Source organism: Rhizobium sp. BK418 (assembly GCF_004341105.1).
In the GTDB taxonomy this organism is placed as follows: domain Bacteria; phylum Pseudomonadota; class Alphaproteobacteria; order Rhizobiales; family Rhizobiaceae; genus Rhizobium.
Genome location: NZ_SLZK01000005.1, coordinates 281,974 through 293,649, shown reverse-complemented (window position 1 = coordinate 293,649; position 11,676 = coordinate 281,974). Strand labels below are relative to the sequence as shown.

Sequence of the window (11,676 nt, the reverse complement as noted above, 5' to 3'; positions counted from 1 at the left end):
ATCCCATGAGCAGTTCATCCATCGTCATCGCCAGTGCAGCGCGCACCGCTGTCGGTTCGTTTAACGGTGCTTTCGGCACAATTCCTGCTCACGAGCTTGGCGCGGCTGCCGTCAAGGGCGCGCTGGAGCGGGCAAATGTTTCTCCAGAAGAGGTGGACGAGGTCATCCTTGGCCAGGTCCTGCAGGCCGGGGAGGGTCAGAATCCGGCCCGCCAGGCGGCGATGAAGGCCGGCGTTCCCAACGAGGCGACAGCCTGGAGCGTCAACCAACTTTGTGGTTCCGGCCTGCGTGCCGTCGCACTCGGCATGCAGCAGATTGCGCTTGGCGATGCGAAGATCATCGTCGCCGGCGGCCAGGAATCCATGTCGATGGCGCCGCACGCAGCGCATCTGCGCGGCGGGGTGAAGATGGGCGACATGAAGATGGTCGATACCATGATCAAGGATGGTCTGACCGACGCTTTCTATGGCTATCATATGGGCATTACCGCAGAGAATATCGCGCGCCAATGGCAGCTTTCGCGCGACGACCAGGACCAGTTTGCGGTCGGCTCGCAGAACAAGGCCGAGGCCGCGCAAAAGGCCGGGCGCTTCAGGGACGAAATCGTTCCTTTCGTCATTCAGGGACGCAAAGGCGATGTAACCGTCGATTCTGACGAATACATCCGCCACGGTGCCACGATGGAGGCGATGGCCAAGCTGCGGCCCGCCTTCGACAAGGACGGCACGGTGACTGCGGCAAATGCTTCCGGCCTCAACGATGGCGCTGCTGCGGCCCTGCTGATGAGCGAAGCGGAAGCGTCGCGACGCGGGATCCAACCCCTTGCCCGTATCGTTTCCTGGGCAACGGCCGGTGTCGATCCGCAAGTCATGGGAACCGGCCCGATCCCAGCCTCCCGCAAGGCGTTGGAAAAGGCCGGCTGGTCTGTTGGCGACCTCGATCTCGTCGAGGCCAATGAGGCATTTGCAGCTCAGGCCTGCGCCGTCAACAAGGATCTCGGCTGGGATCCTGGCATCGTCAATGTCAATGGCGGCGCGATCGCGATCGGTCATCCTATCGGCGCTTCGGGTGCGCGCGTCCTCAATACGCTGCTCTTCGAAATGAAGCGTCGCGGTGCCAAGAAGGGTCTGGCCACTCTGTGCATTGGCGGTGGCATGGGCGTCGCGATGTGCTTTGAGGCAATGTAAATAGCGTGCGATGCATATTGAGGCCCGCCTGAGAGCGGGGGAACAATAACAGGGGAGCGGAACATGAGCAGGGTGGCTCTGGTCACTGGGGGTACACGCGGCATCGGCGCGGCGATTTCGATGGCGCTCAAGAATGCCGGCTATAGGGTTGCCGCCAACTATGCCGGCAACGACGAAAAGGCGAGGGCATTTCACGATGTCACCGGCATTCCGGTCTTCAAGTGGGACGTGTCCGACTATGTCGCCTGTGGTGAGGGTATTGCGAAGGTTCAGGCTGAGCTTGGCCCGGTCGAGATCCTCGTCAACAATGCCGGCATCACGCGCGATGTGATGTTCCACAAGATGACACCGCAGCAGTGGCACGAAGTGATCAATACCAATCTCACCGGCCTCTTCAACATGACGCATCACGTCTGGAGCGGCATGCGCGACCAGAGCTTCGGACGCATCGTCAATATCTCCTCCATCAACGGCCAAAAGGGCCAGATGGGGCAAGCGAATTATTCAGCCGCCAAAGCCGGCGACCTCGGCTTCACGAAGGCCCTCGCCCAGGAGGGTGCTATCAAGAATATCACCGTCAATGCTATCTGCCCCGGCTATATCGGAACGGAGATGGTGCTTGCCGTGCCGGAAAAGGTGCTGAATGAGAAAATCATTCCGCAGATCCCGGTCGGGCGCCTCGGCGAACCGGAGGAGATCGCGCGCTGCGTGACCTTCCTCGTTTCCGATGATGCCGGTTTCATTACCGGTTCGACGCTGACGGCCAACGGCGGACAATTCTTCGTCTGAGCTTGCTTCCCCGCCTGCGGGTTGCCGGCGACGTCACAGGAACCTGCAACCGCACCACGGGCGGTAAGAGCAATTGTGTTGAGGGCGTAGAGCCAGCGAACGGCACTCAGACAGCTGCCGCTACGTTGCTTACGTTTTGATGGTATCAAGCGTTTGGATGATGCCGTCGATTGGTCTTGATGGGCACCTTCTGAACAGCGTGGTCTTGACCGCGAAGCGCAGCGATTGCCGTCGTGAGAAAGGCCGTGGCAATCAAGACGGCGACGGCAAAATTCAGCAGAATCTGAGCCATAGCGCGTTCCTTTTCATCTGTGGCAGACATATGTTCCACCCATACAATCTTGAAGGAAATATGCGCCCAGCCTCGGCGGCGTGGTAGATTTGACTTCAGCGACCAATCGTCAACGCCACGTTGACGATAAAAACGACGCAAGAAAACGGGCGCAGAAGCGCCCGTTCAAATTTCCGATGGACCGGGTGTCGATTAGCGGCAACGCGCCTCGTAGCGGCGACCGTAGCGGTCACGGTAGATGCAGTAGCCCTGGCGCTCGACTGAATGGCCGATGAGAGCGCCGGTCAGACCGCCAGCGACTGCGCCGACTGCTGCGCCACCCCAGCTGTTGCTAACGGCGCCGCCGATGATGGCGCCTGTGCCGGCGCCGATCGCCGTGCCCTGCTCCGTCGGGGTGCAGGAGGCGAGAGCGCCGATAAGGGCGCAGCTAAGAACGATCTTTTTCATGTCTAACTCCCCAGGTTGCCGGCCTTTAAATTCGGCCCATCAGTACAAGAATGATGATGATGACGAGAACTAACCCTAAACCACCGGAAGGTCCATAGCCCCAACCACGACTATAACCCCAATTTGGCAAGGCGCCGATCAATAGCAGAATAAGGATAATAAGAAGTATCGTGCCGAGCATGGTGTTTGTCCTGCCTCATCCTCATTTCAACTGGACTAGAAACACGCATCGTCGATTTTTGTTCCCGGCTAATCTCGCGGAAAATCACGGCGACGTTATCAGTCGTTTCTCCAGAGATGAGTTTAGCCGGTTCGCCAAAAGCCAAGTCGGCGAAGAATTCTGCCGTCTTTTGTTTCTATGGTTAAAAACCTATTTGAATACAATGGGTTGTGGTGAACAAAGCGGGAAAACAGTGATGTCTCCGATTCGTCAGCGATTCGTTCCGGCTTTGATCGTCCACCGGTTTGGGACCGGTCCGGGGCTAAGGCATCGTAAATTCGGCATGTAAAAGATTAACGCATTTGGTGCTTTAGGTCGGCTCCGTCGAGTCGGTAGAACTGCATCTTGGTGGCGACAGCAAAGGGCGCACAAGATCTCGCCGTGAACGAAAAGGGAATGTTTTGATATCAGCGATTCGTCTCTGATTCGTTCCGGCTTTGATCGAAGGGTTAATTTTGAGTCGGATCTTGCTGTCTTACAGTTCAGCGAGATGCCGTGATCGCGGTTGAAGGAATCTGCTTGCCGGTGGATCTTCCGATTCAGCATATAGTGTAAAAAAACGATTCAAAATCAATACTTAGCCGTGAACGAAAGCTGAATCTGCCTGAGTCAGCGATTCGTCTCCGATTCGTTCTCAGACTGTTCCGAATCTTAAATCAGGGACTTAGCAGACTGTGACTTCGATGCTCAATCCGAGCTCAATTTCAATTCTGCCCTTGCGTTTGAAGCTTCGGCTGTCCATGTGTTCTGTGCTTCACCCGCAGGAGCCGACTTGACCCGGGGCGCCGCCGCCTCACTTGCATGGACTATGACCCTGACTTCGCAGCCGATGATATTGAGCGGGCGCGGCGTGACCGCGGTGCTCGGGCCGACCAATACCGGCAAGACCCATTACGCGATCGAGCGCATGGTAGCGCACGGTACGGGCGTCATCGGCCTGCCGCTTCGCCTGCTGGCGCGTGAGGTCTATACGCGCGTAGTTGAAAAGGTGGGCGCCCAGAATGTGGCGCTGGTGACAGGCGAAGAAAAGATCTCGCCGCCGAATGCGCGCTTCTCCGTCTGCACGGTAGAGGCGATGCCGCGGGAAACCAAAGCCGCTTTCGTCGCTATCGATGAAGTGCAGCTCGCGGGGGACCTCGAGCGCGGCCATATCTTTACCGACCGTATCCTGCATCTTCGCGGCCGCGATGAGACGCTCCTGCTTGGCGCCGCCACGATGCGGCCGATCCTCCAGCAACTTCTGCCGGGACTAACGGTCACGGAGCGGCCTCGGCTTTCCCACCTTCTTTATGCCGGACAGAAGAAGATCACCCGACTACCGCAGCGCTCGGCGATCGTCGCCTTTTCGGCAGACGAGGTTTATGCGATCGCAGAGCTGATCCGGCGCCAGCGCGGCGGGGCTGCTGTCGTGCTCGGTGCGCTCAGCCCGCGGACCCGCAATGCGCAAGTGGCGCTCTATCAGGCTGGCGATGTCGAGTATCTCGTAGCCACCGATGCGATCGGCATGGGGCTTAACCTCGATGTCGATCATGTGGCCTTCGCGCAGGACCGAAAGTTCGACGGTTACCAGTTCCGAAATCTCAATCCGGGCGAACTTGGCCAGATCGCTGGGCGTGCCGGACGCCACGTGCGCGACGGAACCTTCGGTGTGACTGGGCAGGTATCGCCGTTCGACGAGGAGCTGGTGCAGCGCATTGAGGGCCACGAATTTGATAATATCAAGGTTCTGCAGTGGCGGACCAAGGATCTCGATTTTTCCTCGATACAATCTTTGCGAGCAAGCCTCGAGACTGGTCCGCGCGTGCCGGGTCTGACGCGGGCGCTGCCTGCGGTCGACCAGCAGGCACTCGATCATCTGTCGCGATATCCAGAAATCGTTGATCTCGCAGACACGCCGGCGCGCGTCGAAAAGCTCTGGGAGGCTTGCGCTCTACCGGATTATCGGCGCATAACGCCTGCGCAACATGCCGATCTTATCTCTACCCTCTTTTCCGATCTGGTGCGCTATGGCACGGTAAACGAGCAGTTTCTCGCGGAGCAAGTTCACCGCTCGGATCGGACAGATGGAGAAATTGACACGCTTTCGGCGCGAATCGCGCAGATAAGAACCTGGACCTATGTATCGAATCGGCCCGGCTGGCTTGCCGATCCGACACACTGGCAGGAAAAGACGCGGGAAATCGAAGATCGATTGTCCGATGCGTTACATGAAAGGTTGACGAAACGCTTTGTTGATCGCAGGACATCTGTGCTCATGAAGCGCCTGAGAGAGAATGCGATGCTGGAAGCTGAAATCAGTGTGAATGGCGATGTCTTTGTTGAAGGACATCATGTGGGGCAGTTGACCGGGTTCCGTTTTACACCTGTTGGTGGAACGGACGGACCGGATGCCAAGGCGGTTCAGGCTGCGTCGCAGAAGGCGCTCGCGCTCGAATTCGAAGCTCGTGCTGCACGCCTGCATGCGGCAGGCAATGCCGATCTGGCGATCGGCTCGGATGGACTGGTACGTTGGCTCGGCGACCCCGTCGGTCGTCTTTCCGGCAGCGATCATGTGATGCGTCCGCGCGTCATTCTGTTGGCTGACGAACAGCTCACGGGCAATGCGCGCGATCACGTCGCCGCTCGTATCGAGCGTTTCGTCAATCATCATATCAGCACGGTACTGAAGCCGCTCGACGATCTGTCGCGCGCTGAAGACCTGCAGGGTCTTGCCAAGGGGCTCGCCTTCCAGCTCGTCGAAAATCTCGGCGTGCTCTTCCGCCGCGACGTGACGGAAGAAGTGAAGTCGCTCGATCAGGATGCGCGCGCCTCCATGCGCCGCTATGGCATCCGCTTCGGCGCCTACCACATTTTTGTACCCGCGCTTCTGAAGCCGGCGCCGGCGGAGCTCATCACATTGCTTTGGGCGCTGAAGAACGATGGGCTCGACAAACCGGGGTATGGTGATCTCATTCCGGTGCTGGCCGCGGGCCGTACCTCCGTCGTTACCGATCCGAGCTTCGAGCGCATGTTCTACAAGCTCGCCGGCTTCCGGTTCCTCGGCAAGCGTGCGGTGCGCATCGACATTCTCGAGCGTCTGGCCGACCTCATCCGTCCGCTCTTGCAGTGGAAGCCGGGTCAGGCCAGCCGTCCGGAAGGCGCTTACGACGGTCGCCGCTTCACGACGACGACGGCGATGCTGTCCATTCTCGGCGCGACCCTGGAAGACATGGAGGAGATTCTTAAAGGTCTCGGCTATCGCGCTGACCCGGTGAAGGCCGACGAGGCCGCAGCATTCCTCGCGACACAGGATGCGGCATCGGCCCCTGCGGCAACGGCCGAAGCTCCGGCAGAGGAAGCCGCCGAAAAGGCCGACCATGACGATGCAGATGGCGCTTCTGAAGAGACGCCTGCCGCTGAGGCCGCGACTGCGGCAGTGGAAACGCCCGTCGCCGCCGAAGGCTCGACCGAGGCCGGCGAGGCTGAGGCTGCAGAACCGAAGCCTGTTCTCCTCTGGCGTCTTGGTGGCCGGAACGAGAATCAGCGCCAAGTGCGAGGTCATGGCGACCGCCGTGGTGGTCAGGGTCAGGGCGAGCGTCATGGCCAAGGTCAGGAGCGTGGCGACCGCAATCGCCGTCCTGGCGGTGGTGAAGGCGGCGAGGCTCGTGATGGCAACCGCCATAACAACCGCAACCGCGATGGTAACCGCGAAGGCGGCAATCGTGACGGAGGCAGGCCGCAGCACGCACGCAACGACCGCAACGAACAGCGCGGCGACCGCCAGGATCGCGGTGAACGCAAGGATCGCGGTGATCGCAACAATAACAACCGCGGCAATTCGCAGCCGCTGCGCTTCGAGGCCAAGCCGCCACGCAAGGAGAAGCCGATCGATCCGGATTCGCCCTTCGCCAAGCTCGCAGCGCTCAAGGAGCAGATGAAGAAGTAATCATGGGTGGGGAGATACAGCCAGGAAGCGGTTCGCGCCAGCGCATCGACAAATGGCTGTTCTTTACACGACTGGTGAAATCCCGCTCATTAGCGCAGAGCCATATCCAATCCGGCCATGTCAGCATCAATGGTGCGCGTTGTTTACAGCCGAGCCAGACGGTGAAGATCGGCGATCGCGTGGAACTGACGTTGGAGCGGCGGGACGTCATCGTCGTCGTCCGGCTGCCAGGCGACCGGCGTGGTCCATACGAGGAAGCGCGGCTTCTCTATGAGGACCTGTCACCGTCTCCGGATGAGGCAAAACGCCTCACCCCTTACGAGCAGGCAATCCGGGCTACCGGCTCCGGCAGACCGACGAAGAAGGAACGACGCGCAATCGACAAGTTGATGTCGGACGAGGATTAGAAAACTCTTCCTGCCTTCAGCCTTTCTAAGATCGTTTGTCCTTGAAATCCTGCTACAAAGCCGATACGTCACACACAACCTGCCGGGTAGCGTGCTTGCCTCCCAAGCTTGCCCACGCATCATCTCCGGCTATGGGGACAGGCGCGACGTTCCAGGTTGCCCGGCCCCGCCCGCATGGAAATCCTGGAGTTCTTCATGACCTATGTCGTGACCGACAATTGCATCCGCTGCAAATATACCGATTGTGTCGAAGTTTGCCCCGTCGACTGTTTCTATGAAGGCGAGAACTTCCTCGTCATACACCCGGACGAGTGCATCGATTGCGGCGTCTGCGAGCCGGAATGTCCCGCCGAGGCGATCAAGCCCGACACCGAGCCAGGCCTCGACAAGTGGCTGAAGATCAACGCCGAATATGCAAGCATCTGGCCGAATATCACTGTCAAGAAAGAGCCCATGGCCGAAGCCAAAGAGATGGATGGCCAGACAGAAAAATTCGAGAAATACTTCTCCGAAAAGCCCGGTAGCGGCGACTGATATTGTAGCTCGCTGCTGCCCATGAAGCCGGGTTCAGCGGCAGCTTAAACGTTTCAAATACGCGTGAGTTACATGGGCGCTATGTGTTGCCCACATGACTCACGTTAAGCAAATTATTGATTTCCTCATATTTTTGTGATAGCTTTCACACACTGTTCCATTTGTGGCATGACGCATGCCCAAAACCATCACGAAAGTAAAAACAAATCCGCACGCGGTTTCCGTGACATATCAATAACTTGAGCTGTCGGATCCCAAGATCGCGCGCGAGGATATCTTTTGCTTCTGTCTGGTGGAACCAGAGTGAAGTCACCCGACGGATCTAACCGTCTCATCCGGGCCTGACTGACCCGGCTCCGGCCATTGCCGGGAGCGTAACAGGGAGTTTTTGATTAGAATGACGACCCAGCAGAAAAAACCTTCTACCGCACGTCACGGCTTCAAGACTGGTGAATCGATCGTGTACCCCGCTCACGGCGTCGGTACCATCACCGCTATCGAAGAGCAAGAAGTCGCCGGCATGAAGCTTGAACTTTTCGTTATCGATTTCGAAAAGGACAAGATGCGTTTGAAGGTTCCGGTCGCAAAGGCCATGAGCATCGGCATGCGCAAGCTTTCCGAGACCGACTTTGTCGAGCGCGCTCTCAAAGTCGTGCAGGGCAAGGCTCGCGTGAAGCGCACTATGTGGTCCCGCCGTGCCCAGGAATATGATGCCAAGATCAATTCCGGCGACCTGATTTCCATCGCAGAGGTCGTTCGCGATCTCTACCGTGCTGAAAACCAGCCGGAGCAGTCCTATTCCGAGCGTCAGCTTTACGAAGCTGCGCTTGACCGTATGGCCCGCGAAATCGCTGCCGTCAACAAGATGTCCGAAACTGAAGCTGTCCGCCTCGTCGAGACCAATCTCAACAAAGGTCCGAAGCGTGGCAAGGCGATCGAGGAAGACGACTCGCAGGACGAAGCCGCTTAATAACGCATTGTTTTCTCTAATTAAAAAACCCGGCTTTCGAGCCGGGTTTTTTATTGGAACTTTTTTGCCGCTGCGACGTTCTAAGGCAATAATGCGGAATTAACCGGAGCCAATAAAGCTCGGTTTGAACTCCGCTAAGATGTCAGCGTTCGATGAGGAGCGGATCATGATTTCCAGAATTTGCCTTTCCGGCAATGCAGAGAAACAGATCCATTCCTGCCGCCTTACCGGCATACGATGAGAGATAGGGCCTCCTCCTGAAAAGTCCAGGAGCGAGGCCTTTATGCATTCAGGACCCCAGTTTGCTCCGGCGCAGCGATGTTTCGGAAACGATGTTTGCTTGTTCATTTTAGGCACGAGCTAATTCAGGAGAGCGATATGAAGAACATGTCTGCAGATCGGCGCATGATCAAAATAGCAATGGCGGCTCCCTATCTCGCCCGTGAAGAAGAGCACAATCTGGCCATCCGCTGGAAGGACCATGAAGACCGCGGCGCCCGCAACCAGATCGCTATGGCACATATGCGGCTTGTCATTTCCATGGCAGGCAAGTTCCGAAATTTCGGCCTGCCGATGAGCGATCTCGTGCAAGAAGGTTATGTCGGGCTTCTGGAAGCTGCAGCTCGCTTCGAACCGGCGCGCGATGTTCGTTTTTCCACCTATGCAAGCTGGTGGATCCGCGCCTCGATCCAGGACTATATCCTGCGCAATTGGTCAATCGTGCGCGGCGGCACGAGTTCGGCCCAGAAGGCATTGTTCTTCAATCTGCGCCGTCTGCGCGCCAAGCTCGCCAAGGGCGACACGCAGCTGACGCTGCAATCCATTCACCAGGAGATCGCAGCCGCCCTCGGTGTCAGCCTTGCCGACGTGCAGACCATGGATGCGCGCCTTTCCGGCAACGACGCATCGCTGCAGGCGCCTTCCGTCTCAGGGGATGCCGACAGCGCAGAAAAGATGGATTTCCTCGTCAGCGATGAGCCGCTGCCGGATGAGCAGGTCTCCAACATGATCGATGGCGAACGCCGCCGTGTATGGCTTGCATCTGCCCTCAAGCATCTCAATGAACGCGAAATGAAGATCATCAGCGCGCGTCGGCTGGCCGAAGATGGAGCGACACTTGAAGAGCTCGGCGCCGACCTCGGCATTTCCAAGGAGCGCGTGCGCCAGATCGAAAGCCGGGCAATGGAAAAGCTTCGCACCGCGCTCGTCAGTGCCGATCCGCATATGGCAGCCTATGCCTGACCAGGGATTACTCCCCAGCAGCACAAACTGGCCCGGTGTAAGCCGGGCTTTCTTTTATTCGGAGATGATTTTCACACGGTCGCCGGGAGAAACGGCAGCACCCGTCGGCAGAGCGTTGATGAGCTTGAAGAGATCGAGCTTTCGGTCGGTGCCCATCATGCGGGAGGCGAGCGTGGTGATATTCTCGCCGGGGCGGACCGTGACCACCCGAACGCGCAGCGGCTTCAGCGAAGCGGCTTCCTCTGGCGTCATACGGCGGAAGCTCGCGCGCAGGACGTCTGCCGTCGGCTCCAGCGATGGGCTGCCCTTCGGCACTGCCGTCAGAAAGCGGAAGATCTGGTTGTTGTTTCTGATGACGGTGACATCAAAATCCCAACGGTCAGCCGTGGCGCGTGCAGTCGCAGCTTCCATGCCATTGACGTTGATCGGCTGGATGCTTGCGGGATCGAGTCCGGTAACCCACCCGCTGGAGATATAATTCGTCAGGCTCTGGTTCTGATTGTCGGCGACGCCGTCGAAGCGGATAGCGATATCGTTAGGGCCGGTCGCCATGACCGCTTCGACCTTGTTGTCGATACTGAAGTCCGGCGGCACATCGAAACGAATGCCGAGGCCGCCATGCAGGAAGGTCTGGCCGCGCACATAACCTTCTTCCGGGCTGTCGCCATAAAGAAGACCATCGATGCCGTTGAGATAGTAATCTCGGCCCTTGTCTCCGACCGAGCCTTCCTGGCCGAAAGCGCGGGCGTGGTTGCGGGCAAGCTCGATGCGCTGGGCGGAATTCGGATGGCTCGACAGGAAATCCAGACTCTGGTCGGCTTCCGGATCGAACGACATGAAGCGGCTGTAGGCGGCCATGGAATCAAGGAAGCGGGCGGCGGCATAGGGATCGTAGCCGGCTTCGCCGAGCATGCGCACGCCGATGACGTCCGCCTGCAGTTCCTGCTGACGAGAGAAGGCGGCTAGGCGCAGCTTGCCGCGGGCAAGCGCCTGCTTGCCGGCAATATCGCTCGACAGAACTTCGGCGACGACGCGGCTCGCAATGACTTCAGCTTCCTCGCGCTTCTGGCGCTCGATCCCGTGGTTTGCGGTGACGTGCCCCATTTCGTGCGAAAGAACAGCTGCCACTTCCGAAGCATCGTTGGCGAGCGCCAGCAGGCCGCGCGTAACGTAGAGATAGCCGCCGGGCAGCGCGAAGGCGTTAATGGCGGGCGAGTTTAGGATGGTAATGCGATAGGACTGGCTCGGATTTTCCGATACCGCCGTCAGCGCGCCGGCGATGCGGGCAACGAGGCGCTCGGTCTTGGCGTCCTTGTATTCGCCGCCATAGCTCGCGACAATGCGCGGATGCTCGCGGGCGCCCATGGCGGCGCGCGGGTCGTTCTTCTGCACCTCATCGACGATCTGCGGGTTGGACGACGGGCCGACGGTCGGCTGATAGGACTGCTCGATCAGCGACTCACAGCCGTTCAGCGCGACGGCACAGGCCGAAAGCAACAGCAATCGGCGCGCCCAGCGGCGCGGCGAACGAAAGACATCACTGGGAAGCGCGGGCGATTTCCACGTCGTCATGCTGTCCAGTCTGTCTCTCCGCATCATTATAAGTCGCCGGTCTGCCGCATTTTCGGGCCGGCCGTTGCCAGGAAAATTCAATAGGCTTCCG

General features: G+C 58.7%; 11 protein-coding genes. 7 read left to right on the top strand and 4 right to left on the bottom strand.

What is annotated here, in order from left to right:
• Window positions 1-5 precede the first annotated feature (5 nt).
• The gene (locus EV281_RS21275; RefSeq protein WP_132655958.1) at window positions 6-1,187 is read left to right on the top strand and encodes an acetyl-CoA C-acetyltransferase; all 1,182 of its coding nucleotides are present in this window, start codon (window positions 6-8) and stop codon (window positions 1,185-1,187) included.
• Between the two features lie 63 nt (window positions 1,188-1,250).
• Window positions 1,251-1,976 carry a beta-ketoacyl-ACP reductase gene (locus EV281_RS21270; protein WP_132655956.1) on the top strand — a complete coding sequence of 242 codons (726 nt, stop codon included), beginning with the start codon at window positions 1,251-1,253 and terminating at the stop codon, window positions 1,974-1,976.
• Window positions 1,977-2,121: 145 nt separating this feature from the next.
• Here EV281_RS21270 and EV281_RS31240 read toward each other — a convergent pair whose 3' ends face one another.
• From EV281_RS31240 to EV281_RS21260, 3 genes are all read right to left on the bottom strand, one after another.
• Window positions 2,122-2,268 carry a hypothetical protein gene (locus EV281_RS31240; protein WP_165911938.1) on the bottom strand — a complete coding sequence of 49 codons (147 nt, stop codon included), beginning with the start codon at window positions 2,266-2,268 and terminating at the stop codon, window positions 2,122-2,124.
• Window positions 2,269-2,460: 192 nt separating this feature from the next.
• Entirely contained in the window at window positions 2,461-2,715 is a 255-nt protein-coding gene (locus EV281_RS21265; protein ID WP_132655954.1) for a YMGG-like glycine zipper-containing protein, read from the bottom strand.
• Between the two features lie 25 nt (window positions 2,716-2,740).
• The gene (locus EV281_RS21260) at window positions 2,741-2,896 is read right to left on the bottom strand and encodes a DUF3309 family protein (protein WP_017962528.1); all 156 of its coding nucleotides are present in this window, start codon (window positions 2,894-2,896) and stop codon (window positions 2,741-2,743) included.
• Between the two features lie 847 nt (window positions 2,897-3,743).
• Here EV281_RS21260 and EV281_RS21255 point away from each other — a divergent pair.
• From EV281_RS21255 to EV281_RS21235, 5 genes are all read left to right on the top strand, one after another.
• Entirely contained in the window at window positions 3,744-6,860 is a 3,117-nt protein-coding gene (locus EV281_RS21255) for a helicase-related protein (protein WP_132655952.1), read from the top strand.
• 2 nt (window positions 6,861-6,862) lie between these two features.
• Window positions 6,863-7,267 (top strand): RNA-binding S4 domain-containing protein, encoded by a 405-nt coding sequence (locus tag EV281_RS21250; protein WP_132655950.1) that lies wholly within the window; start codon window positions 6,863-6,865, stop codon window positions 7,265-7,267.
• Between the two features lie 195 nt (window positions 7,268-7,462).
• Window positions 7,463-7,801 carry a ferredoxin FdxA gene (gene fdxA / locus EV281_RS21245; protein ID WP_132655948.1) on the top strand — a complete coding sequence of 113 codons (339 nt, stop codon included), beginning with the start codon at window positions 7,463-7,465 and terminating at the stop codon, window positions 7,799-7,801.
• Window positions 7,802-8,198: 397 nt separating this feature from the next.
• On the top strand, window positions 8,199-8,771 hold the full coding sequence (locus EV281_RS21240; RefSeq protein WP_003543775.1) for a CarD family transcriptional regulator: 573 nt from the start codon (window positions 8,199-8,201) through the stop codon (window positions 8,769-8,771).
• A gap of 378 nt (window positions 8,772-9,149) precedes the next feature.
• On the top strand, window positions 9,150-10,013 hold the full coding sequence (locus EV281_RS21235) for an RNA polymerase factor sigma-32 (RefSeq protein ID WP_007825441.1): 864 nt from the start codon (window positions 9,150-9,152) through the stop codon (window positions 10,011-10,013).
• 54 nt (window positions 10,014-10,067) lie between these two features.
• Here EV281_RS21235 and EV281_RS21230 read toward each other — a convergent pair whose 3' ends face one another.
• Complete coding sequence (locus EV281_RS21230; RefSeq protein WP_132655946.1) at window positions 10,068-11,612, bottom strand: M48 family metalloprotease; 1,545 nt, start codon at window positions 11,610-11,612, stop codon at window positions 10,068-10,070.
• Window positions 11,613-11,676 lie beyond the last annotated feature (64 nt).

Bases quoted from the DNA above. Each gene is read 5' to 3' on its own strand.
- EV281_RS21275 (WP_132655958.1), top strand. From the start codon at position 6: ATGAGCAGTTCATCCATCGTCATCGCCAGTGCAGCGCGCACCGCTGTC.
- EV281_RS21255 (WP_132655952.1), top strand. From the start codon at position 3,744: ATGACCCTGACTTCGCAGCCGATGATATTGAGCGGGCGCGGCGTGACC.
- EV281_RS21235 (WP_007825441.1), top strand. From the start codon at position 9,150: ATGAAGAACATGTCTGCAGATCGGCGCATGATCAAAATAGCAATGGCG.
- fdxA (WP_132655948.1), top strand. From the start codon at position 7,463: ATGACCTATGTCGTGACCGACAATTGCATCCGCTGCAAATATACCGAT.
- EV281_RS21265 (WP_132655954.1), bottom strand. From the start codon at position 2,715: ATGAAAAAGATCGTTCTTAGCTGCGCCCTTATCGGCGCTCTCGCCTCC.
- EV281_RS21260 (WP_017962528.1), bottom strand. From the start codon at position 2,896: ATGCTCGGCACGATACTTCTTATTATCCTTATTCTGCTATTGATCGGC.
- EV281_RS21240 (WP_003543775.1), top strand. From the start codon at position 8,199: ATGACGACCCAGCAGAAAAAACCTTCTACCGCACGTCACGGCTTCAAG.
- EV281_RS21250 (WP_132655950.1), top strand. From the start codon at position 6,863: ATGGGTGGGGAGATACAGCCAGGAAGCGGTTCGCGCCAGCGCATCGAC.
- EV281_RS31240 (WP_165911938.1), bottom strand. From the start codon at position 2,268: ATGGCTCAGATTCTGCTGAATTTTGCCGTCGCCGTCTTGATTGCCACG.
- EV281_RS21270 (WP_132655956.1), top strand. From the start codon at position 1,251: ATGAGCAGGGTGGCTCTGGTCACTGGGGGTACACGCGGCATCGGCGCG.
- EV281_RS21230 (WP_132655946.1), bottom strand. From the start codon at position 11,612: ATGATGCGGAGAGACAGACTGGACAGCATGACGACGTGGAAATCGCCC.